The sequence below is a fragment of the Kitasatospora sp. SC0581 genome (assembly GCF_048159585.1).
Taxonomy (GTDB): Bacteria; Actinomycetota; Actinomycetes; order Streptomycetales; family Streptomycetaceae; genus Kitasatospora.
On the sequence record NZ_JBLRWA010000036.1, the window covers coordinates 16,174 to 38,747 of the forward strand.

Annotated in this window: 23 protein-coding genes; 16 read left to right on the forward strand and 7 right to left on the reverse strand. The window is 72.6% G+C overall.

From position 1 onward, the window contains the following. The first annotated feature begins 174 nt into the window (after positions 1–174). The 6 genes from ACLWS4_RS33220 (at position 175) to ACLWS4_RS33245 (ending at position 7,790) form a co-directional block, all read left to right on the forward strand. Positions 175–525, forward strand: a complete 351-nt coding sequence (locus ACLWS4_RS33220; protein ID WP_049654299.1) for a hypothetical protein — start codon at positions 175–177, stop codon at positions 523–525. Between the two features lie 167 nt (positions 526–692). After that, positions 693–1,514, forward strand: a complete 822-nt coding sequence (locus ACLWS4_RS33225) for a hypothetical protein (RefSeq protein ID WP_416876072.1) — start codon at positions 693–695, stop codon at positions 1,512–1,514. A 34-nt stretch (positions 1,515–1,548) separates the two neighbouring features. Beyond that, complete coding sequence (locus ACLWS4_RS33230; RefSeq protein WP_416876073.1) at positions 1,549–2,799, forward strand: hypothetical protein; 1,251 nt, start codon at positions 1,549–1,551, stop codon at positions 2,797–2,799. A 7-nt stretch (positions 2,800–2,806) separates the two neighbouring features. After that, positions 2,807–4,381, forward strand: coding sequence for an SCO6880 family protein (locus ACLWS4_RS33235; RefSeq protein WP_049654294.1), 1,575 nt, complete (start codon positions 2,807–2,809; stop codon positions 4,379–4,381). 74 nt (positions 4,382–4,455) lie between these two features. Next, entirely contained in the window at positions 4,456–5,805 is a 1,350-nt protein-coding gene (locus tag ACLWS4_RS33240; protein WP_380777462.1) for an ATP-binding protein, read from the forward strand. Positions 5,806–5,996: 191 nt separating this feature from the next. Further along, positions 5,997–7,790: a bifunctional metallophosphatase/5'-nucleotidase gene (locus ACLWS4_RS33245; RefSeq protein ID WP_074006425.1), complete on the forward strand. Its 1,794-nt coding sequence runs from the start codon at positions 5,997–5,999 to the stop codon at positions 7,788–7,790. 95 nt (positions 7,791–7,885) lie between these two features. Here the strand turns inward: ACLWS4_RS33245 and ACLWS4_RS33250 are convergent, their stop codons facing one another. From ACLWS4_RS33250 to ACLWS4_RS33270, 5 genes are all read right to left on the reverse strand, one after another. Then, a complete protein-coding gene (locus ACLWS4_RS33250; protein WP_234348484.1) occupies positions 7,886–9,385 on the reverse strand; it encodes a HAMP domain-containing sensor histidine kinase in 1,500 nt (499 codons plus the stop codon). Next, positions 9,382–10,152 carry a response regulator transcription factor gene (locus ACLWS4_RS33255; protein WP_074006426.1) on the reverse strand — a complete coding sequence of 257 codons (771 nt, stop codon included), beginning with the start codon at positions 10,150–10,152 and terminating at the stop codon, positions 9,382–9,384. The genes ACLWS4_RS33250 and ACLWS4_RS33255 overlap by 4 nt, the downstream gene beginning before the upstream one ends. Positions 10,153–10,220: 68 nt before the next feature. Continuing rightward, positions 10,221–11,477 (reverse strand): S1C family serine protease, encoded by a 1,257-nt coding sequence (locus ACLWS4_RS33260; protein WP_079272946.1) that lies wholly within the window; start codon positions 11,475–11,477, stop codon positions 10,221–10,223. Between the two features lie 161 nt (positions 11,478–11,638). Then, on the reverse strand, positions 11,639–12,688 hold the full coding sequence (locus tag ACLWS4_RS33265; protein ID WP_416876074.1) for a LacI family DNA-binding transcriptional regulator: 1,050 nt from the start codon (positions 12,686–12,688) through the stop codon (positions 11,639–11,641). 125 nt (positions 12,689–12,813) lie between these two features. Next, positions 12,814–13,545 carry a response regulator transcription factor gene (locus tag ACLWS4_RS33270; protein ID WP_074006427.1) on the reverse strand — a complete coding sequence of 244 codons (732 nt, stop codon included), beginning with the start codon at positions 13,543–13,545 and terminating at the stop codon, positions 12,814–12,816. Between the two features lie 741 nt (positions 13,546–14,286). On the opposite strand from ACLWS4_RS33270, the gene ACLWS4_RS33275 reads away from it, so the two are divergent. From ACLWS4_RS33275 to ACLWS4_RS33305, 7 genes are all read left to right on the forward strand, one after another. Further along, a complete protein-coding gene (locus ACLWS4_RS33275; protein WP_416876075.1) occupies positions 14,287–14,580 on the forward strand; it encodes a MoaD/ThiS family protein in 294 nt (97 codons plus the stop codon). 5 nt (positions 14,581–14,585) lie between these two features. Beyond that, on the forward strand, positions 14,586–16,061 hold the full coding sequence (locus ACLWS4_RS33280) for a hypothetical protein (RefSeq protein WP_416876076.1): 1,476 nt from the start codon (positions 14,586–14,588) through the stop codon (positions 16,059–16,061). Positions 16,062–16,250: 189 nt separating this feature from the next. Continuing rightward, complete coding sequence (locus tag ACLWS4_RS33285; RefSeq protein ID WP_049656250.1) at positions 16,251–16,985, forward strand: DUF2993 domain-containing protein; 735 nt, start codon at positions 16,251–16,253, stop codon at positions 16,983–16,985. Between the two features lie 270 nt (positions 16,986–17,255). Next, positions 17,256–17,336, forward strand: coding sequence for an Ms5788A family Cys-rich leader peptide (locus ACLWS4_RS33290; RefSeq protein WP_350517234.1), 81 nt, complete (start codon positions 17,256–17,258; stop codon positions 17,334–17,336). A 233-nt stretch (positions 17,337–17,569) separates the two neighbouring features. Beyond that, on the forward strand, positions 17,570–18,406 hold the full coding sequence (locus ACLWS4_RS33295) for a sulfurtransferase (protein WP_049656251.1): 837 nt from the start codon (positions 17,570–17,572) through the stop codon (positions 18,404–18,406). A 37-nt stretch (positions 18,407–18,443) separates the two neighbouring features. Next, positions 18,444–18,734 (forward strand): DUF1416 domain-containing protein, encoded by a 291-nt coding sequence (locus ACLWS4_RS33300; RefSeq protein ID WP_030059605.1) that lies wholly within the window; start codon positions 18,444–18,446, stop codon positions 18,732–18,734. 75 nt (positions 18,735–18,809) lie between these two features. After that, the gene (locus ACLWS4_RS33305) at positions 18,810–19,082 is read left to right on the forward strand and encodes a DUF3099 domain-containing protein (RefSeq protein ID WP_082346012.1); all 273 of its coding nucleotides are present in this window, start codon (positions 18,810–18,812) and stop codon (positions 19,080–19,082) included. Positions 19,083–19,102: 20 nt separating this feature from the next. Here the strand turns inward: ACLWS4_RS33305 and ACLWS4_RS33310 are convergent, their stop codons facing one another. Continuing rightward, on the reverse strand, positions 19,103–19,465 hold the full coding sequence (locus ACLWS4_RS33310; protein ID WP_049656255.1) for a DsrE family protein: 363 nt from the start codon (positions 19,463–19,465) through the stop codon (positions 19,103–19,105). Positions 19,466–19,813: 348 nt separating this feature from the next. Between ACLWS4_RS33310 and ACLWS4_RS33315 the strand changes: the two genes are divergently transcribed. The 3 genes from ACLWS4_RS33315 (at position 19,814) to ACLWS4_RS33325 (ending at position 21,948) form a co-directional block, all read left to right on the forward strand. Next, on the forward strand, positions 19,814–20,398 hold the full coding sequence (locus ACLWS4_RS33315) for an FABP family protein (RefSeq protein ID WP_049656257.1): 585 nt from the start codon (positions 19,814–19,816) through the stop codon (positions 20,396–20,398). A 103-nt stretch (positions 20,399–20,501) separates the two neighbouring features. Continuing rightward, the gene (locus tag ACLWS4_RS33320) at positions 20,502–20,966 is read left to right on the forward strand and encodes a Fur family transcriptional regulator (RefSeq protein ID WP_049656259.1); all 465 of its coding nucleotides are present in this window, start codon (positions 20,502–20,504) and stop codon (positions 20,964–20,966) included. A gap of 19 nt (positions 20,967–20,985) precedes the next feature. Further along, on the forward strand, positions 20,986–21,948 hold the full coding sequence (locus ACLWS4_RS33325; RefSeq protein WP_117491889.1) for a YgfZ/GcvT domain-containing protein: 963 nt from the start codon (positions 20,986–20,988) through the stop codon (positions 21,946–21,948). Between the two features lie 65 nt (positions 21,949–22,013). Here the strand turns inward: ACLWS4_RS33325 and dtd are convergent, their stop codons facing one another. Next, on the reverse strand, positions 22,014–22,454 hold the full coding sequence (gene dtd / locus ACLWS4_RS33330; protein WP_049656260.1) for a D-aminoacyl-tRNA deacylase: 441 nt from the start codon (positions 22,452–22,454) through the stop codon (positions 22,014–22,016). Positions 22,455–22,574 lie beyond the last annotated feature (120 nt).

The following is a 22,574-nucleotide window of genomic DNA, read 5'->3' on the forward strand; positions in this document are numbered from 1 at the left end:
CAGTGAGCGCTATCCTTCGTACGGTGTACATCCTCGCGTACGTGTCCGATGCCTCACGACCAATCCGCGAGAAGTAGCCAAGTCGACATCAGATCTGGCCAAGAATAGGTACCGACCCTTCGCGCGGGCCGGGTCCGGGCCCTTGAATTTGCCTGATCGGGCGGTGAGATGGAAATGAACCTGAGCAGCGTGCACACCAATGCGGTCAGCCACCTGGCCGAGGACCCCCCCAAGAAGCCGAACATCGACACCATCATCGGCGGAATCGCCCCGGACTGGGGGCCGTTCGCGACCCTCGGGTCGGAGGCACGGGTGATGGTCGAGGTCATCATGGCCGTCGCCATCCTCCTCTGCCTCGGCATCGCGGTCTGGGGCGCGGCCAAGCAGCGGATCGGGGCGACCGCGATGCGCGACAGCTTCGGCGCCGAACAGGGCAAGGGGCTGATCGTCGCCGGACTGACCGGCGTGTTCATCATCGGATCACTCGGCACTCTGTTCACCATTGTCTACGGCATGGCGATCTGACGATCGGACAGCAGTAGTCCGACCTGCCTGAGACCGGGTCCCCGTCCGGACCCCCTCCGACGGCCGGCCCGCCAGGACCCCACCCCCGTTCCCACCCTCCGCTCGCGCCCGCCCCCGGGCGGAGGGCCCCCGGAGCCGCCCCGGCTCCCCGCACCAGGAGGGCCGCCGTGCCGTTGTCCGACGACCAGCCGCGCACCCGTACGCGCCTGCCGGTCGGCGAACAGTCCTCCCCCCAGCAGAACCACCGTCAGTCCCGCCCGCTGCGCGCCCTGCTGGCCGTCCTCGTGGTCGTCACCCTGCTCGTCGTGGCCATCGCCATCGCCAACCGGGTCACACCCGGCAGCGGAAGCGGCACCGGAGGCGGCGGCGCCTCCGCCGACCGCGCCGGCTCCGGCTCCGGCGCCGGCCCCGCCCCCAGCGGCGACCAGCCCGTCGGCACCACCGTCAACGGCATCCCCACCGGCTACCCGCACACCGAACCCGGCGCCCAGTCGGCCGCCACCAACTACGCGGTGGCGATCGGCTCCGCGGACATGTTCCGCACCGACAGCCGGCACGGCATCATCGCCACCATCGCCGACCTGGGCGCCCTGGCGGGGCTCCAGGGCCGGCTGGACCAGGGCTTCGGCGGCGACACCGCCACCCGCTACGGCCTCGACGCCCAGGGCCACGCGCCCAAGGGCCTCACCTTCGTCAGCCGCACGGTACCGGTCGGCACCAAGTCGACGGGCTACAGCGACGGCGACGCCAAGGTCGAGGTGTGGTGCACCGGCCTCACCGGCCTCGCCGGCGAGCACTCCGTCCAGCCGGTGACCACCAACTGGTTCACCCTCACGCTCTCGCTGCACTGGACGGGCAGCGACTGGAAGCTCACCGACTACACCAGCAGGCAGGGCCCCGCGCCGCTGCCCGCAGACCAGCAGGCCGCCACCGCCGATGAGATCACCGGCGCCGTCCAGCAGTTCGGGGGGTTCCGCTTTGCGCGTTGACCAGACCTCACGCCGTTCCGGCGCACGGCGCCGCGTGGGCACCCTCGCCGGTGTGCTGGCCACCTTGCAGGTGGCGGCGCTGGCGGCCGCCCAGCGGGTGTTCGCGGAGCCGTCGCCGACGCCGAATCCGAGCGGCACCGCCAAATCCAACTGCCCTGACCTGCCGATCTCGGGCAGCGACATTCTCTGCGCCGACAAGCCCGGCGGGGGCTCCCTCCCCGGGGGCGGCGCCGTCGGGGCCGTGACCGATCCGCTCGGGTCGTTGGCCAAGAGCTGTGCGCAGGCCGCCGCGTGGGTGGTGCGGAAGTTGTCGGGGGCGATCGACGGGACGACGCAGGTGGACTTCACCAATGCGTCGTTCCTGCAGCAGTACGCCGTGGTGTTCGCCGTGTCGACGGTGATCACGCTGGTGCTGTGGCTGCTGGCGGTGGCGAAGCGGGCGGTGCGGGGGGCGCCGTTGGCGACGGCGTTCTCGGAGGCGATCGGCTTCCTGTGGCTGACGGTGGTGGCGTCCGCGTTCACGCCGTTGATCCTGTACACCGTGGTGAGCGTGACGGACGGGCTGACCAAGGCGATCGCGGTCGGGACGAAGACGGACACCGGGTCGTACCTGGGGGGCTTCGCCGACACGCTGGAGAAGGGCGACGTGGGCGGCGGCCCGCTGATACTCGTGATCGTGTCGCTGGTCGCGGTGCTGGCGGCGGCGGTGCTCTGGGTGGAGCTGCTGATCCGGGCGGCGATGCTGTACGTCGGCGCGCTGCTGGGTACGGCGGTGTACGCGGGGCTGGTGGACCGGCAGCTGTGGAAGCACGTGCGGCGCTGGGCGGGGGTGATGCTGGCGGTGGACCTGGCGAAGCCGATCATCGTGGTCATCCTGGGTCTGGCGGGCGCGGTGGCGACCGGCTCCGGGGCGGACGACGACTTCGCCCGGGTGCTGTCCGGGCTGGCGATCCTGTTCCTGTCGATCTTCGCGAGCGCCTCGGTCTACCGCTTCGTGCCGGGCTTCGGCGACGAGATGCTGAACATGCGCGGGGCCCGGGCCAATGCCGTGCAGGCCGGTTCGGCGATGATCAACGGCACCGCGAACCTGATGAAGCAGGGCATCAGCACCCACGGCGACCGCGGTCAGGCGGCCGGTACGGGTGGCGGCGGGGGTGCCGGCGGCGGTTCGGTCGCGCCGGGCATCGCCGCGCACGCCGGGCGGACGCCGTCCCCGCCGCCGCAGGGCGGGCCGAAGCAGGGCCCGGTTCCGATCCGCGACAGCAATCCAGCGAAGGGAGGGTGACGGGTAAGTGAGCAGTGAACCGCTCGGCCAGTACGGTGCCCAGTACGCCCAGCCGTACGTCCACCAGCGCCGCACCTACCTGATCGGCAAGGCCCGCCCGAACGCGCCGATCGGCCGGAACCGGGAGTCCGGCGAGATCGTGCTGATCATCTTCGGGGCCTTCCTCGGCATGCTCTGGGGCCTGCTGATGCCGGTCCTGCCGCTGCGGATCGGCGGTCTGGTCGGTCTGCCGGCGCTCGCCATCGCGGCGGTGTACGTGCCGTACCGCAGGCGGACGTTCTACAAGTGGGTGGAGATCAACCGCACCTACCGCCGGACGGTCCGCAGCGGGCGGGCGGTGTGGCGTTCGGACGTGATGGACGCGGGTACCCGGCTGGACGGCCGGGAGGTGGAGGTCGGCCCGCCGCCGGGGGTGGGGCGGCTGCGCTGGCTGACGGCGCCGTTCGGGCCGGACGAGGTCGGGGTGCTGATGCACCTGGAGCGGCGCACGGTGACGGCCGCGATCGAGATCGAGGGCCCGGGCGTGGGCCTGCGGGACTCGGAGGACCAGGAGGCCCTGGTCGACCGCTTCGGGACGCTGCTGAAGCACGTCGCCAACGGGGACGGCTTCGTGACCCGGCTGCAGATCCTGGCCCGGACCCTGCCGGCCGACCCGGACGCGCACGCCAAGGACGTCGAGCGGCGCGGGGACCCGTCCTCGCCGCGCTGGCTGCAGGACTCGTACGACCAGCTCCAGTCGATGGTGTCGACCTCCTCGGAGCAGCACCGGGCGTACCTGGTGGCCTGCATGCACTACACCCGTGACCTGGCCGCCGAGGCGCACGCGATGGGCCGGACGGCCACCGGGCGGCGGGCGCGGGACGACGAGGGGCTGGCGGCCGTCATGGCGCGCGAGCTGACCGACATCTGCGCCCGGCTGGCCGAGGCGGACATCCGGGTGCGCCAGCCGCTGGGCCAGGCCCGGCTCTCCTCGCTGCTGCACTCGATGTACGACCCGGACCACCCGATCGACCACATCCAGGCGATGTCCCGGCGCAACGCCTGGCCGGCCGAGCTGGACGCGACCGACCCGCAGTACCTGCAGGCGAAGACCCGGGAGTCGGCGACCCGGGAGCCGTGGTGCCACGCGACCGCGTGGATCAAGGAGTGGCCGCTCACCCCGGTGGGCGTCAACTTCCTGGCGCCGCTGCTGGTGCACACCCCGGACGTGATCCGGACGGTCGCGGTGACGATGGACCTGGAGCCCACCGACGTCGCGATCGAGCGGATGCTGACCGAGAAGACCAACGACGAGGCCGAGGCGAGCCGCGCGGCCAAGATGAACCGCACGGTCGACCCGCGCGACCTGGCCCACACCGGCCGGGTGGACCAGCGCGGCGACGACCTGGCCTCCGGCGCGGCCGGGGTGAACCTGGTCGGCTACATCACGGTCTCCTCGCGCAACCCCGACGCGCTGGCCCGCGACAAGCGGACCATCCGGGCCTCGGCCGGCAAGAGCTACCTCAAGCTGGAGTGGTGCGACCGCGAGCACCACCGGGCCTTCGTCAACACCCTCCCGTTCGCCACCGGCATCCGCCGCTGAGCGGACGCACTCGCGCACCCGTGCACCCGCACACCCGTACGTCCGTCCACCGCTGACCCGTCAGGAGCCCGCCCATGGCGCTCGGCAACCTCTCCGAGGCGTTCACCAGCCTGATGTTCGGCAAGGTGGAGACCACCCGTCTGCCGGTGCGCACCTCCACCGGCCAGGCGCAGGCCGTCTATCTGCCGACCGCCGCGCCGGGGCTGGGCGACTCCGGGGTGATCATCGGGCGCGAGGTGTACAGCGGCAAGGGGTACGTCTACGACCCGTTCCAGCTGTACGGGCAGCAGCTGCCCGCGCCGCACTGGCTGGTGCTCGGCGAGTCCGGCAACGGCAAGTCGGCGCTGGAGAAGACGTACGTGCTGCGGCAGCTGAGGTTCCGCGACCGCCAGGTCGTGGTGCTGGACGCGCAGGGCGAGGACGGCGTGGGCGAGTGGAACCTGATCGCCAACGCGCTGGGCATAAAGCCGGTCCGGCTGGACCCGATGGCGGCCCGGGACGGCGGGGTGAAGCTCAACCCGCTGGACCCGGCGATCACCCAGAACGGCCAGCTGTCGCTGCTGCGCACGATCGTCGAGGTGGCGATGGGGCGCGGGCTGGAGGAGCGGGCCGGCTTCGCGCTGAAGGCCGCGCACGCCCACGTGGTGGCCTCGGTGAGGGACCGCCAGCCGGTGCTGGACGACATCATCGACACCCTGCGCAACCCCGAACTGTCCTCGGTGGAGTCGCTGGGTGTGGCGGTGGGCGAGGTGCAGTCCTGGGGCCTGGACGTGGCGCTGGTGCTGGACCGGCTGGTCGACGGCGACCTGCGGGGCATGTTCGACGGGTCGACGACCGACGGCATCGACCTGGACGCGCCGCTGATCGTCTTCGACCTCTCGCACATCGACCGCAACTCGATCGCGATGCCGATCCTGATGGCGATCGTCGGGGTGTGGCTGGAGCACACCTGGATCCGGCCGGACCGGAAGAAGCGCATCTTCCTGGTCGAGGAGGCCTGGCACATCATCAACAGCCCGTTCGTGGCCCAGCTGTTCCAGCGGCTGCTGAAGTTCGGCCGCCGGCTCGGCCTGTCCTTCGTCGCGGTGGTCCACCACCTGTCCGACGTGGTGGACGGCGCGGCGGCCAAGGAGGCCTCGGCGATCCTGAAGATGGCCTCGACCCGGACGATCTACATGCAGAAGGCCGAGGAGGCGCGGGCCACCGGCCGGGTGCTGGGCCTGCCGCGCTGGGCGGTGGAGATCATCCCGACCCTGTCGCCGGGCATCGCGGTCTGGGACGTCAACAGCAACGTCCAGGTGGTCAAACACATCATCACCGAGGCGGAGCGCCCGCTGGTCTACACCGACCGCGCGATGACCGAGGACGCGGTGGCCGAACGGGTGCGCGCGGACCAGAAGTTGGCGGCCGAGCCGGGGGTCTGAGGGGCCTTCTCCGCAGGCTCCGCACCCGGCGGACGGTGACGGTTCGTCCGTAGGTAATCCTCTCGTTACGTTCCACGTCCTGACAGCTACGCGCGTTGACCCTAGGCTTCGCAGTCGCAACACATGTCACACGCCCGAACGCCGCCGCTGTCCGCAGCCGGTGCTCCCTCCAAGGTGCAGGGGAACCCTTCATGCTCACCGTCAGATCCCGACGGACGGCGCTCGCCGTCGTCGCCGCCGCTGGTCTGCTCGGCACGGTCGTCGTGCCGACGGCCGCCCAGGCCGCCGACGCCAAGCGCCACAAGACCGTCAACCTCCAGCTGCTGGCGATCAACGACTTCCACGGCAACCTGGAGCCTCCGGCCGGTTCGTCCGGCACGATCAAGGAGATCGACCCGGCCACCGGCAAGGAGGTCGCCACCCCGGCCGGCGGCATCGAGTACCTGGCCACCGAGCTGCGCAAGGCGCGCATCCCGGCCGACGACTCGATCACCGTCGCGGCCGGCGACATCATCGGCGCCAGCCCGCTGACCTCGGCGCTCTTCCATGACGAGCCGACCATCGAGGCGATGGACAAGCTCGGCCTGGACGTCACCTCCGTGGGCAACCACGAGTTCGACGAGGGCGCGCAGGAGCTGCGTCGCATGCAGGACGGCGGCTGCCACCCGACCGACGGCTGCTACGAGCCCGGCCGCACCTTCAAGGGCGCCAACTTCAACTACCTGTCGGCCAACGTCACCGACGAGAAGACCGGCAAGCCGCTGCTGGCGCCCTACTGGGTGACCAAGTCCCAGGGCGTGAAGGTCGGCTTCATCGGCGTCACCCTGGAGGGCACGCCGAACATCGTGACCGCCGAGGGCGTCAAGGGCCTGAAGTTCGCCAACGAGGTCACCACGATCAACAAGTACGCCGCCGAGCTCAAGGCCAAGGGCGTCAACTCGATCGTCGCGCTGATCCACGAGGGCGGCTACCCGGCCAGCAGCGTCTACAACTACGACTGCGGCGCGGCCGGTCAGGGCATCTCCGGCCCGATCGTCGACATCGCCAAGAAGATCGACCCGGCGGTCGGCGCCATCGTCACCGGCCACACCCACAACGCGTACGCCTGCAGCATCCCCGACCCCAATGGCGTCCCGCGCTCGGTGACCAGTGCCGCCTCCTTCGGCCGGCTCTTCACCGAGATCGACATGAAGCTGGACAAGACCACCGGCGAGATCGTGCGCCCCTCGGTCAAGGCCGAGAACCACGTGGTGCGCCGCACGGTCGAGAAGGCGTCGGACATGACGGCGCTGGTCGACCACTACTCCAAGCTGGCCGCCCCGATCGCCAACCGTCCGGTCGGCTACGTCGCCTCGGACATCAACGGCCGCGGCAGCAGCGACCTGGAGAAGCCGCTCGGTGACGTGATCGCCGACTCGCAGCTCGCCGGGCTGGCCCCGGCCGACAAGGGCGGCGCCCAGGTCGCCTTCATGAACCCCGGCGGCATCCGCTCCGACCTGGTCTACAAGGCCTCCGGCGGCGAGGGCGACGGCGTGGTGACCTACGGCGAGGCGTTCACCGTCCAGCCGTTCACCAACATGATGCAGGTCAAGACGCTGACCGGGGCCCAGCTGATCCAGCTGCTCCAGCAGCAGGTGAGCGGTTCCAACGCGGCCGCGCCGAAGGTCCTCCAGGTGTCCTCGAACCTGCACTACACCCTGGACATGCGCAAGACCGGTGCGGACCGGGTGGTCGTGGACTCGGTGCGGCTGAACGGCGCGCCGGTCGACCCGGCGGCCACTTACCGGGTCGCGGCCAACGAGTTCCTGGCCGGCGGCGGCGACGGCTTCCCGGCCTTCGCGGCCGGCACCGACAAGCTGGTCGGCGCCTCGGACCTGGACGTCTTCGTGGCCTACCTGAGCGCCCACAGCACGGCGGCCTCGCCGCTCCAGGCCCCGGCGCGGGACCGGATCAAGATCATCGGCCCGGGCAGCGACATCGACTGACCGTGAGCCGGCTCCGGGGCGTGAGCCCTGGGACGGGGGCGGGTGGGGCGCTGTCGGGGCGCCCCACCCGCCCCTTTCGTCATTCCGTCATTCCGTCATTCCGGGGCGGGGCCGCCGGGCAGGCGGACGGTGGCCAGCGCGCCCGGACCGCCGTCCGCGGCCGGGCCGAGGGTGACCTCGCCACCCGCCTCCCGGACGCTCTGCGCGACGATCGACAGCCCGAGGCCGGAGCCGGGCAGCTGGCGCGAGGAGGGCGAGCGCCAGAACCGGTCGAAGACGTACTGGAGCTCGTCCGGCGGGATGCCGGGGCCGTGGTCACGGACGGTCAGCACGCCCCGGTGCAGCCGGACGTCGATGGTGCCGCCGGGCGGGCTGTACTTGACCGCGTTGTCCAGCAGGTTGATCACCGCCCGTTCCAGCCCGGCCGCGTCGCCGTGCACGTACCAGGGCTCGGTGTCGGTCTCGAAGACCAGCCCCGGGCCGCGCAGCTTGGCCCGTTCGACGGCCCGTCCGGCGAGCTCGTGCAGGGCGACCACGGTGGGGGCCGGGCCGCTCTTCGGGGTGTCCGGGCGGGAGAGCTGGAGCAGGTCGCCGATCAGCACGGTGAGCTCCTGCATCTGCGCCTTCATGTTGCCGAGCAGCTTGGTCTTGGTGGCGGCGGGCAGCGGGCGGCCGGTGTCGTTGCTGCGGATCAGCAGGTCGACGTTGGTGCGCAGGGAGGTCAGCGGGGTGCGGAGCTCGTGCCCGGCGTCGGCTATCAGCCGGGTCTGCCGCTCGCGGGAGTTGGCGAGGGCGGTGCTCATCGAGTTGAAGGACGTGGAGAGGCGGGCGATCTCGTCGTGTCCGTTGACCGGGATGGTGGTGCCCACCTCCTCGGTCCGGGCGATGTGCTCGACGGCGTCGGTGAGCTGGTCGACGGGCTTGAGGGAGGAGCGGGCGACCAGCCGGCCGGCGATGGCGGCGAGCAGGATGCCGCCGGCGGAGACCGCGCCGAGCAGGATGGCGAGGCCCTGGAGGGAGTCCTCGACGGGCTGGGTGGAGGTGGCCACCATCAGCAGGGCCGGCCCCGACGCGGAGTGGGCCAGCGAGATCCGGACGACTGCCGGGGTCCCGTCGGTGAAACGGCCGTCGCGGATGATCGACTGGCCGTTCTTGAGCTTGAACCCGGCTGCGTCACCGGGCTGGACCACGATCGCCTTGGTCGCGTTCGGGGGCAGGCAGACGCCCGTCGGGTTGGCCTTCACGAACTGGGTGTCCCGGGCCACCGCGCTGCCGTTCTCCGAGGTGAGGCCCGTCGGCTGGTTCGCCAGGGCCTGTTCCGCGGTCGGGTAGCAGAGCAGGGGCACTCGGGGCCCCGGCGGCAGCGTCGCGTTGGCCAGGTCGGTCCGCACCTGGTCGTAGAGCTGCTTCTCCACGATGAACCAGCACGCCAGCGCCGACAGCGCGATCGCCACCGCCACCGCCGCCGCGCTCAGGAAGGTGAGGCGGCTGCGCAGCGAGCGGGAGCGGAACCAGTGGAGGAGACGCTGTCGGCGGCGGGGCGTGCGGGGCGGTGCCAGCGGGGGTGCCAGCGGTGGGGGCGGGACGTGGTTCACGCGCTCGTGCCGGCGGCCGGGCGCAGGGCGTAGCCGACGCCGCGTACGGTCTGGATCAGGCGGGGCATGCCGCCCTGCTCGGTCTTGCGGCGCAGGTACATCACGTACACGTCGAGGGAGTTGGAGGAGGGCTCGAAGTCGAAGCCCCAGACCGCCTTGAGGATCTGTTCGCGGGTGAGGACCTGGCGGGGGTGGGCGAGGAACATCTCCAGCAGCATGAACTCGGTGCGGGTGAGCTCGATCGGCTTGCCGGCCCGGGTGACCTCGCGGGTGGCGGTGTTCATCCGCAGGTCGGCGAAGGCGAGCACCTCGCTCTCGTCCTCGACGGCGGCGCGGGCGGCGGCCTCGGCGGCGAGGGCGTTGCGGCGCAGCAGGGCGCGGACGCGGGCGAGCAGTTCGTCGAGCTCGAAGGGCTTGGCGAGGTAGTCGTCGGCGCCGACGTCGAGGCCGGTGACGCGGTCGCCGACGGCGTCGCGGGCGGTCAGCATCAGCACCGGGACGGTGTCGCCGCGGGAGCGCATCCGGCGGACGGCGGTGAGGCCGTCCATCCGGGGCATCATGATGTCCAGCAGGACGAGGTCGGGCCGGTCGCGTTCGACGGATTCCAGGGCTTCGTAGCCGTCGGTGGCGGTGGCGACCTCGTACCCCTCGAAGGCGAGGCTGCTCTCCAGGGCGTCCCGGAGGGCGGGTTCGTCGTCGACCACGAGGAGCCGGGCGAAGGGGTGGCCGGCCTCGGCGGTGGTGCGGTCGTCGGCGGACGGGGTCATGGGCGGGTGCCCTTTCTCGTCGGGTGGAGGGCCTGCTGGGAGCAATTGTCCGTCTCAGGGAGCGGTGCTCACAGGTTCTGGCCGGCTTCGAGCTTCGGCAGGACCTGCTTGATGTCGTTGATCGGGATGGCGAAGCCGAGGCCGACGCTGCCGGCCGAGCCGCCGGAGGAGCCGGATCCGCCGGGCGCGTACATCGCCGAGTTGATGGCGATGACCTGGCCGTTGGCGTTGATGAGCGGGCCGCCGGAGTTGCCGGGGTTGAGCGCGGCATCGGTCTGGAAGGCCTTGTAGGTGGTGGTGCTGCCGCTGTCGGACTGCGGGGCGGTGCCGCGCAGGCCGGGCACGCCGGGCAGGTAGGGGAGGCCGAAGCCGCCGTTGTTGCTGGTGCTGCCCTCGTCGAGCTGGACGGTGACGTCGCGGTTCTCGGCGCTGATGATGCCGGAGGTGACGGTGCCGGTGAGGCCGTCGGGGTTGCCGATGGCGACGACCGGGTCGCCGATGGCCACGGTGGAGGAGTCGCCGAGGACGGCGGGGGTGAGGTTCTTCGCGCCGGTGGCGGTGATCACGGCGACGTCGAGGGCCTTGTCGGTGCCGGTGACGGTGGCCTGGGCGGTGGAGCCGTCCTTGAAGGTGACGGTGATCCGGCCGCCGGCGGACGCGGTGTCGATCACGTGGTAGTTGGTGAGGATCTGTCCGTCGGTGTTCAGGACGACGCCGGTGCCGGTGGCGGTGCCGTTGCCGGTCTTGACGGTGATCTCGACGGTGCTGGGCGAGACGGCGGCGGCGACGGCGGCCACGTCGGCGGTGCCGTCGGAGCGGGCGGAGACCGGGCTGGCGATGGTGCCGACGCGGTTCTCGGAGCCCTGGTGGTCGGCGGCGACCAGGCCGCCGGTGACCCCGCCGAGGACGGCCGCGACCGCGGCGACGGCGGTGACCAGGGCGAGCCGGCCGCGCAGCAGTCCGCGCCGGGCCCGGCCGCCGTGGTGGCCGGGGCCCTCGGGGGAGCCCGGTCCGAGGATCGTGGGCGGCTCGGGCGGGATCGGCGGGGGCGGCGGCGGGGCGTCGAAGCCGCCGTCGGAGTGGTCCTCGCGGTAGCTGTACCCGGGCCCGTACCCGTCCGCGCCGGTGGTGCCGGAGCCGCCGGCGGCCGGGCCGCTGCCGAGCACGGTGCCCTCGATCACCCGGGGCTCCTGGGCCTCGTACTGCCCGGGGGCCTGGTACTGGCCGTGCTGCCCGTACCGGCCGTGGGCCTGGTAGGGGTCGTACTGCTCGTGGGGCTCGTACGGGCCGTACTGCTCGCTGGGGTGCTGCTGCTTCTCGCTCATGTCGACCAAGCTCGGCCCGGTGCATGAGGAGTGGATGAGAACCGGCTCAGAACGGGGAGAGAAGCCCGTTGGGTTCTCATAAAGCCTGGTCAGCCCGCCTGTCGAGCGGAACCGGCCGCTCCGGTACGGGCCCGCCGCTCCGGTCCGGGCCGGCTACTCCGCTACGACCGGCCGGGGGCGTCGCCGCCGCAGCCGCAGGAACGGCGGATGACCAGCCGGGACGGGAAGGTGCGGACCCGCTCGGTGTCCGAGCCGGGCACCATCAGCGAGTCGTCCAGCACCAGGTCCACGGCGGCCCGGGCCATCGCGTCGCGGTCGGAGGCGACGGTGGTCAGCGGCGGGTCGGCGAGCGCGGCCTCCGGCACGTCGTCGAAGCCGGCCACCGCGAGGTCCTCCGGGACCCGCAGGCCGACCTCGCGGGCGGCCCGCAGCACGCCGATCGCCTGGTCGTCGGTGGAGCAGAAGATCGCCCGCGGCCGGTCCGGCGAGCGGAGCACGCCGAGCGCGACGTCGTAGGCGCCGTAGCGGTGGAAGGGCGCGTCGATCAGGTGCGGCTCGGTGGGGACGCCGTGCGCGTCCATGGCGCGCTGCCAGCCCTCGACGTGGTCGATGACCGGGTCGCCGGGGGCGGGGGACTCGACCGGGCCGCCGAAGCAGGCCACGTACGGGTGCCCGTGCACCTCCAGCAGGTGGCGCACGATCGCCTCGGCGCCCGCCACGTCGTCGGTGACCACCGCGACGTCGTCGATCGCCTCGGGCCGGCGGTGCAGCAGCACGACCTTGGCGCCCTCCATCGCGGCGAACTCCTCGGCGGCGCGCTGCGAGGGGCCCTGGCTGACCAGGATCAGGCCGGAGACGCGCATCCCGAGGAAGGCGCGGACGTAGTGCACCTCGCGGTCGTCCACGTAGTCGGAGTTGCCGATCAGCACGAGCTTGCCGCGCTCGGAGGCGGCCCGTTCCACGGCGTGCGCCATCTCGGCGAAGAAGGGCTGGCGGGCGTCCGGGACGACCATGCCGATGAGGTTGGTGCGCCGGGAGGCCATCGCCTGGGCGACGCTGTTCGGCCGGTAGCCGAGCTGGTCGATCGCCGCGAGGACCTTCTCCCGGGTCGCGGGTGCGACCGGGCGCGGACCGTTGTTGATGACGTAGCTGACGACCGCGGTCGAGGTACCAGCCAGCCGGGCTACATCGTCGCGCGTCACTTTGGCCACGGGGGGAGTCTACGCGTGTGGCCTCCGGGGCGGCAGGGGGAGCTGGGGCCTTGTTCGGCAGGCCGGCGGGCGGCTCCGGGAGGAACCGGACAAGCCGGGCGGGGGACGGCCCGCCCGGCCGGTCCTCAGGCGTCCAGGGGGGTGGCGGGGCGCTGGGCGAGCTCCGGCCGCTCGCCCTTCTCGGGCTTCTCCGGGACGACGAAGCGGTAGCCGACGTTGCGCACCGTGCCGATCAGCTGCTCGTGCTCCACGCCGAGCTTGGCGCGCAGCCGCCGGACGTGCACGTCCACCGTCCGGGTGCCGCCGAAGTAGTCGTAGCCCCAGACCTCCTGCAGCAGCTGCGCCCGGGTGAAGACCCGGCCGGGGTGCTGCGCGAGGTACTTGATCAGCTCGAACTCCTTGAAGGTGAGGTCGAGCGCCCGGCCCTTGAGCTTGGCGGAGTAGGTCGCCTCGTCGACCGAGAGGTCGCCGTTGCGGATCTCCATCGGGCTGTCGTCGGTGACGACCTGGAGGCGGCCGAGCGCGAGCCGCAGCCGGGCCTCGACCTCGGCCGGGCCCGCGGTGTCCAGCAGGACGTCGTCGATGCCCCACTCGGCGGTGACGGCGGCCAGGCCGCCCTCGGTGACCACCAGGATCAGCGGGCAGCCGATGCCGGTGGACCGCAGCAGCTGGCAGAGGCTGCGGATCTGCGGCAGGTCCCGCCGGCCGTCGACCAGGATGACGTCCGCGCTGGGCGTGTCCACCAGGGCCGAGCCCTCGGCGGGGGCCACCCGGACGTTGTGCAGCAGCAGTCCGAGGGCGGGCAGCACTTCGGCGGACGGTTGCAGCGCATTGGTGAGGAGGAGGAGAGAACTCATACCCGGTGGTCCCCTTTCCGGGTCGTCGCGGTCGCGTGACGGCTGCCGCCACAGCCGGATGGCGCACGTGCTGAGGGGGAGGGGAGGACGACGGCCGGTCGCGGCGGACCGGGGGAGCGGACGGCGTGCGGGGCGCGACGGCGGGTCCGCCGGGGGGCCCGCAACCCCGGGCGCACCGTTTCTGCCCTGTTCCTCACCGCGAACCCTCCGGTCTGGTCCGGCGCCGGGTGGCGGCCCGGTGCCGGGTGGCGATGCCCCGGCCGGCCGGGGCACGTCGTTGTGCCGCGCCGGCCGGGAGGTCCCTGCTGCGCGCCGGGGGTGGGCCGACGAATCGCAAGAACGTCCGTACCGGCGTCCTGGAAGCACAAAAGGACCCGGGGGCGACTCTGCCCGGATCCCTCTTGGTGGTCGAGGATAGCCGACCGCCCCCTCCGCCGGGAGTGCCGGAATCCGGCGGTTCGCCCAATTCGGGCGTGCGCCGGGTGAGGCTGGACACAGCTTCGAGCGCCGGTCCGGCGCTGGTCCGGCGCCTCCGGGTGGCGGTCCGGTGCGAGGCCGGTGCGTACTCCGTGCCGGTCCGGCCAGGGCGATTGCCGCTCGTGGTGGCCGACACGCCATCATGGGGGGCGCACATCGGAGGCGCTGTTCGGGTCCATCGTTCGGGTGGTCGGGCGGCCGTCGCGGTGGCGAGCCGGACCGGGGTACCGGAGCCGGGCGAGGACGACGAGAAGGGGTGGCCCGATGGGCGCGACCACCGAGCCCGCGAGCGGCGCCCGGGTGCGCGGGACGATCCGCTACTGGGCGGCGGCGAAGTCCGAGGCCGGGCTGGCCGAGGAGCCGTACGAGGCGGCGACCCTGGCGGAGGCGCTGACGGCGGCCAGGGCGCGGCACGCCGACCGGCCGAAGCTCGTCCAGCTGCTCGGGCACTGCTCGTACCTGGTCGACGGGGCCCAGGTGGGCGGCCGCGACCACGCGACCGTCGCCCTGACCGAGGGCGGGACGGTCGAGGTCCTCCCGCCGTTCGCGGGAGGCTGAGCGGCGTGACGGACATGAACAACCCGAACCACCCGAACCACGGCGGCCACGGCGAGTGGCCGCAGCAGGCCCACCAGCCCTACCCGCCGCAGGGACAGCAGCCGTACCCGCAGCAGCAGCCGTACGTCCCGCCGCAGCAGCCCGGCCACCAGTCGCCGTACGGCTACCCGGTGGACGACGCGGCGGCGACCGCGGTGCTGCCGGCGGTGCCCGCGTTCGACGACGCGGCCGCGACCACCCTGCTGCCGCCGGTGCCGGCGGTGAGCGACGCCGAGGCGACGGCGCTGCTGCCGCCGGTGGTGGTGTCCGGTCCGCTGTCGGGCGCGCCCCGGCAGCAGGGTCACCAGCCGCATCAGCCGCAGGGTCACCAGCCGCAGCAGGCCCACCAGCCGTACCAGCCGCATCAGCCGCAGGGTCACCAGCCGCAGCAGGCCCACCAGCCGTACCAGCCGCCGCAGGCCCAGCAGGCCCAGCAGGTCCCGCAGCCGCAGCAGGCCCCGCAGCCGCGGCAGCGGCGGCGGCCGCCGGAGCAGCCGGTGCAGCCCCAGCCGGATCCGACGATCCAGCTGCAGCTCCCCCGGCCGCCGGGGCCGCGGGCCCGGCATGCGGCCCCGGCGCCGCAGCAGGCCCCCGCGCAGCAGGCGGCGGAGGCCTTCGACCCGCCGACCATGACGCTCAAGCGCCCGGTGGCCCCCGGCCCGCTGGGCGCCCCCGTCGCGCCGCCGTACGGGGCCGTCCCGCCGCAGGCGGTGCCGCCCGCCGGTCCGCGCGGCCGGACCGGCTCGCCGATCATCGACCCGGGCCTGCAGCCGGCCCTGATCACGGTGGGCATCGCCGCGCTGCTGGCCGGCGGTGCCGCGCTCGGGCAGGTCGCGCTGGCCCTGGTGGTCGCGCCGCTCCAGCTGCTGACGGCGGCCGGCTGGTTCCGGCTGAACGGCATGTGGCCGGCCCGGCAGGGCATCCTGCTCGCCGCGCTGGCGGGCCTGACGGCGGACGTGGCGGTGCTGCTGGCGGACTCCGACGGTGGCGTGGCGGCCGTGGTGGGCACCCTGGGCGGGTTCTTCCTGCTCGTCCTGGTGCTGCAGACGTTCCGCCCGTCGGACCCGAAGGAGCGGTTCTACGCGCTGACCGTGCTCGGCTCGGCCACCGTGGTGACGGTGCTGTGCACCGCGCTGCTGCTGGCCGACTGGGTGCCGGCCGCGGTGGGCGCGGTGGCGCTGGCCACCCTGCTGGCCGCGGCGCCGCTGCCCGGGCCGAAGCAGCTGGGCCCGGTGCTGGGCCTGGCCGCGGCGGTGCTGCTGGGCCTGCTGGTCGGGGCCCCGTTGGCGCTCGGTGCGCTGGCCGGGCTGGGTGCGCTGGTCGGCCGTCGGGTCGCGGCGTACGACTTCCCGTCCCGCTTCGTGCACATGACGGCGGGCGTGGCGCTGCCGCTGGCGGTGGCCGCGCCGCTGGCCTGGATCGCCACGGAGCTGCTGGCCTGAGCCACCCGTACCCACCCGTCCAGGCCTGTTCAGGTCGAATTCCCGCCCCGGAACCATGTTCCGGGGCGGGACGTCGTACGGTCGTGCGAGGGCGGACGTGTCCTGCGTCCGCCACGGAACGGTGAACGACCCACTGCGAACGACCACAGCGACGAACGACCACAGCGACCGGCGACGACGGGGGACACGATGCGCGGATGGCTGAAGGCCACGATCGGCCTGGCGGTGCTCTCCGGCCTGCTGCTGGGGGCCGATCGGATCGCGGTGGGCGTGGCCGAGGACGAGGCCGCCGACCGGATCGTGAAGAGCGGCCGGATGAGCCAGCGCCCGGACGTCTCGATCGAGGGCTTCCCGTTCCTCACCCAGGTGCTGTCGATGAAGCTGGACGACGTCCGGATCTCCTCCGACGGCCTGGCCGTCGGCGACGGCAGCCACCAGGTGGCGCTGCACTCGTTCAAGGCGCGGCTCGCCGGCGTCAAGGTCAGCGACAGCATGAGCAGTGCCACGGTGGACAGCGGCACCGGCAGCGGGGTGATCTCCTACCCGGACCTCGCGCAGCTGCTGCCGCCCGCCTCCCAGCTGCTGCACGGGGCCAAGCTGCCGGTGGGCGGCAACTCCCGGCTGAGCCTGGCCTACGCCGGTCCGGGCAAGGTCAAGGCCTCGCTGGGTCCGATCGAGATCGGCGAGGGCAGCGTGCGCAACAAGGGGAACACCGTCACGGTGGACGGCTTCCGGCTGAGCTCGCTGGCGGGGCTGGTGGCCGGCGCCACCAACCAGCAGCTGGAGCCGATGAGCTTCACCCTGGACTCGCTGCCGGCCGGGCTGAAGCTGGCCGACAAGGAGGGCGGGGGCGGCGGTGTGACGCCGCTGCCGGAGGGCCTCCAGCTGACCTTCGACGGCAAGGACGTCAAGCTCCTGGGTTGATCCAGGCCCGTGCCCAGCCCATCCCCGGCCCATCCCCGGCCCGTCCCCGGGGCCCGCCCACGGCTGTGCCGAATCGTTCCGCTCCGCGAGACGCGCTGTCCAGCGCGGGCCGTGGAGCGGTGTCGTTCGCGCCCCGCGCACGCCCTCCGGGGGCCGCCGGCCGGGCCCGGACAGGCCGGACCGGGGGTAAATCCCATCATCCGGTCGTTCTGATCCCACTATTCGATACGCTGATGACAGCGGGCCTCCGGTGTCCCTAGCATCGTCGGCATGAAGCGACAGACGGACCTCACGAAGCGGCGGGCGGTAGACCTGTGCCGCGTGGCCGCCTGTCTGTGTCGAATGCGCTGATTCGGCGCCCCCGGCAGGGCAGTTGACGCCCGCCGCCGATCTTTCCGGCGACCGCGCCCGGCCCCCCGGGCCGGCGGTCGCCGAGGTACTCCGCAGTCTCCTGCCCGGCCGCACCGGCCCACCCCCTCGTCCCGCTATTCGGACAGGGTTTCGGACCGCATCCTCCCGGGCACCCTGCAGCACCCTCCTGAGCAGCACCTTCCGCACAACCGCCCTCGGATGGAGAACCCACCATGAGCCGCAGCGACGTCCTGGTCGACGCCGACTGGGTCCAGGCCCACCTGGACGACCCGAAGGTCGTCATCGTCGAGGTCGACGAGGACACCTCCGCGTACGAGAAGAACCACATCCGCAACGCCGTCCGGATCGACTGGAAGCAGGACCTCCAGGACCCGGTCCGCCGCGACTTCATCGACCAGGCCGGCTTCGAGGCCCTGCTGAGCGCCAAGGGCATCGCCAACGACCAGACCGTGGTGCTGTACGGCGGCAACAACAACTGGTTCGCCTCGTACGCCTACTGGTACTTCAAGCTGTACGGCCACGGCGACGTCCGCCTGCTGGACGGCGGCCGCAAGAAGTGGGAGCTGGACTCCCGCGACCTGGTCGCCGAGGTGCCGGCCCGCCCGGCCACCGAGTACACGGCGCAGGCCGCCGACGCCTCGATCCGCGCCTTCCGCGACGACGTGATCGCCGCCATCGGCACCCTGAACCTGGTCGACGTCCGCTCGCCCGACGAGTTCTCCGGCAAGCTGCTCGCCCCGGCGCACCTCCCGCAGGAGCAGTCGCAGCGCCCCGGCCACGTGCCGAGCGCCCGCAACATCCCGTGGGCCAAGAACGCCAACGACGACGGCACCTTCAAGAGCGACGACGAGCTCAAGGCGCTGTACGAGGCCGAGGGCATCGACCTGGCGAAGGACACCATCGCCTACTGCCGCATCGGCGAGCGCTCCGCGCTCACCTGGTTCGTGCTGCACGAGCTGCTCGGCCAGGAGAACGTCAAGAACTACGACGGCTCGTGGACCGAGTACGGCAGCCTGGTCGGCGTGCCGATCGAGCTCGGCAGCAACTGAGCCCCCGGCTCGACCCGTAAGTCAGAAGGAGACAGACATGTGCGGTGCGAAGGCCGGCGGCCCGGACCTGGCAGGAGTTGACGTGGCGAACGAGACGATCATCCAGGGTTCGGTGACCCGCGACGGAGAGCCGGTCAACGGCTACGTGCGGCTGCTGGACGAGGGCGGCGAGTTCACGGCCGAGGTGCCCACCTCGGCGACCGGCCAGTTCCGGTTCTTCGCCCGCCCGGGCAAGTGGACCCTGCGCGCGCTGGTGCCGGGCCAGACCGTGGACCGTCAGGTGGTGGCCTCCCAGGGCACCGCCGTCGAGGTCGCGATCGCGGTCTGACCGGAGCCGGGACGATCCCGGACCAGACTCCGAGGGCCCCTGCCGAGCAGGGGCCCTCGGTCGTACCGTGGAGGGGTGCAGGCAAGGCGGCGGCGTCGCTACTACTTCGCCATGATGGGCGTGTGCCTGGGCCTGTTCGTCATGGCCTGGGGCGTGGTGCGGTTCTTCTCGGTCGGCGCGGCGATCGGCATGTGCGTGGTCGCGATGGTCATCCCGCCGGCCGCCGCGGTGTTCGCCAACAAGCGCGACCCGGACGACGACTGGTGGAACGACCCGCGCTGGGACGACCCGAAGTGGGACGAGCCCGGCCACGACCGGGACCGCCCCGACCACGAGGAACGCCCGTAGGCGTCAATGTGCGAGGTGCCTCAGTACACGAGCGCCTGGACGTTGTCCGACATGATCTCGCTGACGAAGACCTGGGCGCCCGCGATGCGGACACCCTCGACGGTGTCCTGCTGCGTGATCCCGCGCCGGGCCGCGCACTGGGTGCACAGCGTCACCGAGCCGGCCGCCAGGATCGACTCCAGCAGGTCCGGCAGCGGCGCCGCGTGCGGCAGTTCGAACTCCGCGGCCCGGCCCGGCAGCGCGAACCAGGAGGACTCCCCGGTCAGCCAGAGCGAGACCTCGATCCCGCTGGCGACGGCCACCGCCGCCACCGTGAACGCCTGCGAGCACCGCTCCGGCGCGTCCGCCCCTGCGGTGACCTTGATGACCAGTTTCTTCGCCATGGCGCCACCTTAGAGGTGCCGGCGCCCCCGCCGTCCGGCATCCCCGGAAGCCTTGGGCAAAGCTTGAGCAGCCGCGGGAGGACGGCGCGAACGGCGACGTGGTGGGGCTCACCGCGACCCTCCGGAACCCGGCGGATAGAGTGAGCCGAGCACAATCCACCACACTGTCGCCGCCTGGGAGCCACCCGTGTCCGGTCTGGAAATCTTCTTCGACGGTCTGCTGGCCCTCATGGCCGTGCTGATCACCTGGTTCGCCATCTTCTCGGTGATGAAGCTGTACCAGGGCCAGCGCTGAGACTGCCGTACGGTTGAGGCAGTCCCACACCGACGAGAACAGCGACCAGGAACATGATCGAGATCCCTTCTGACCTCCACAGGGACGTCGTCCCGCTCGCCTTCCTCCTCGGCACCTGGGAGGGCGCGGGCGTCTACGACTTCCCGGGCGCGGAGAAGTGCAACTTCGGCCAGGAGATCGTGATCCGCCACGACGGCCGCCCCTTCCTGGAGTTCCGCTCCCGGACCTGGGTGCTGGACAGCGAGGGCGAGAAGGTCCGTCCGCTGGAGAACGAGCACGCGTTCTGGCGCATCACCAGTAACCACGACGGCACCAGCGGTGTCCGGGGGATCGAGATCTCCTCCGTCCGCGACGACGGCACGGTCGAGATCTGGTACGGCGAGCTGGCCGACGGCAAGCCCCAGGTCGACGTCTCCACCGACGCGGTCGCCCGGATCGAGGGCTCCCCGGAGTACTCGGGCGGCAAGCGGCTGTACGGCTTCGTCAACGGCGAGCTGCTCTGGGTCGGCGAGAAGGCCGCCCCGAGCGTGCCGCTGCGCCCGTACATGTCCGCCCAGCTGAAGAAGGTGCTCAGCCCGGCCCAGCTGATCAAGGACATCAACGACCTGCCGGACGACGGCATCGCCTTCTTCAAGTAGGCCGATCGCGCGACCGGCACTTCCGTGCACGAGGTAGGGACCGGCCCCCGGCCGGTCCCTACACTTGCTCCAGGACCCCCGACCATTGGCAGGGACGAGTACCGTGGCGGACACCGGCACCACCGACTGGCAGCTCTCCGGCGACTGGAAGGCCGACCTGCGCGAACGCGGGTACCGGCTCACCCCGCAGCGGCAGCTCGTGCTGGAGGCCGTCGACGAGCTCGACCACGCCACCCCCGACGACATCCTCTGCCACGTCCGCCGGACCGCCAGCGGCGTCAACATCTCCACCGTCTACCGGACCCTGGAGCTGCTGGAGGAGCTGGGCCTGGTCTCGCACGCCCACCTCGGCCACGGCGCCCCGACCTACCACCTGGCCGGCCGCCACCACCACCTGCACCTGGTCTGCCGGGACTGCGACAAGGTCACCGAGACCGGCACCGAGATCGCCCAGCCGCTGATCGACAGCCTGCGCGAGCGGCACGGCTTCGACACCGACCTCAAGCACTTCGCCATCTTCGGCCGCTGCGCCGACTGCACCGCCAAGCTCGTCGGGGACCAGCCGTAAGCTGGCCGGTATGACCGGTGTGAAGAGCCCGCTGCTTTCCCTGCCCGGAGCCGTCCCCGCCGAGGGGGCCGACGAGGGCGTCGCCGCCCACTACGGCGACATCTTCCGCGAGCAACGCAGGCTGTCGCAGGGCGTCGGCTTCGTCGACCTCTCGCACCGCGGCGTGGTCACCGTGACCGGCGCGGACCGGCTCTCCTGGCTGCACCTGCTGCTCACCCAGCACGTCAGCGAGCTGCCGCCGCAGCAGGCCGCCGAGGCGCTGGTGCTCTCCCCGAACGGGCACGTCGAGCACGCGCTCTACCTGGTGGACGACGGCACCACCACCTGGGCGCACGTCGAGCCGGGCACCCAGGAGGCGCTGGTCGCCTACCTGGAGGGCATGAAGTTCTTCTACCGGGTGGAGGTCGCCGACGCGACCGCCGAGTACGCCGTGGTCCACCTGCCGGCCGGCTCCACCGCCTCCGTCGAGGGCGCCGCCGCCGTCCGCGAACTCCCGTACGGGCGCGACCTGTTCGTGCCGCGCGCCGAGTTGGAGCGGCTCACCGCCGGGTACGGCCCGGCGGCCGGGGTCTGGGCGTACGAGGCGCTGCGGATCGAGGGCCACCGGCCCCGGCTGGGCTTCGAGACCGACCACCGGACCATCCCGCACGAGGTGGACTGGCTGCGCACCGCCGTCCACCTGCAGAAGGGCTGCTACCGCGGCCAGGAGACCGTCGCCCGGGTGCACAACCTGGGCCGTCCGCCGCGCCGGCTGGTCTTCCTGCACCTGGACGGCACCGAGGAGACGCTGCCCCCGCACGGCACCGAGGTGCGGCTGGCCACCGACCCGGACGGGCGGGCGCTGGGCTTCGTGACCTCCTCGGCCCGGCACCACGAGCTGGGGCCGATCGCGCTGGCGATCGTCAAGCGGAACGTCCCGGTGGACGCCGTGCTGCTGGCCGGCACGGTGCCGGGCACCCAGGACGTGATCGTCCCGCAGTAGGGCCGTCCAGGGCCGCGCCGGGGCCGCTCGGCGCCCCGGCCGGGCCCGGTGGGGCCCCGGCGGGGTCAGACCTCGACGAGGACGGTGAACGGGCCGTCGTTCACCAGCGCCACCCGCATGTCGGCGCCGAACCGGCCCGTCTCCACCTTGGCGCCCAGCGCGCGCAGCTGCGCCACCACCTCGTCCACCAGCGGCTCGGCGACCGGGCCGGGGGCGGCGGCGTTCCAGGTGGGGCGGCGGCCCTTGCGGGCGTCGCCGTAGAGCGTGAACTGGCTGATCACCAGCAGCGGGGCGCCGAGGTCCGAGCAGCTCTGCTCGACGCCCTCGTCGTTCGCGGGCAGCAGCCGCAGCGTCCAGAGCTTGCGGGCCAGTTGGGCGGCCTTGGCGGGGGTGTCGTCGTGGGTGGCGCCGACCAGGACGCAGAGCCCGGGCCCCTCGATCGCGCCGACGGTCTCACCGGCCACGGTCACCCGGGCCTCGGTCACTCGCTGCACCACTGCTCGCATGCCGCCATTGTGCCGGAGCGCCGTACGGCCTCCGGAGGAGCCCCGGGTGCTTTCCGCGCGGCCCGCGCCCGGCGCGTCCGCCGCCGCTCCGCGCCCGCGCATCCGCCGTGCCCCCGGCTC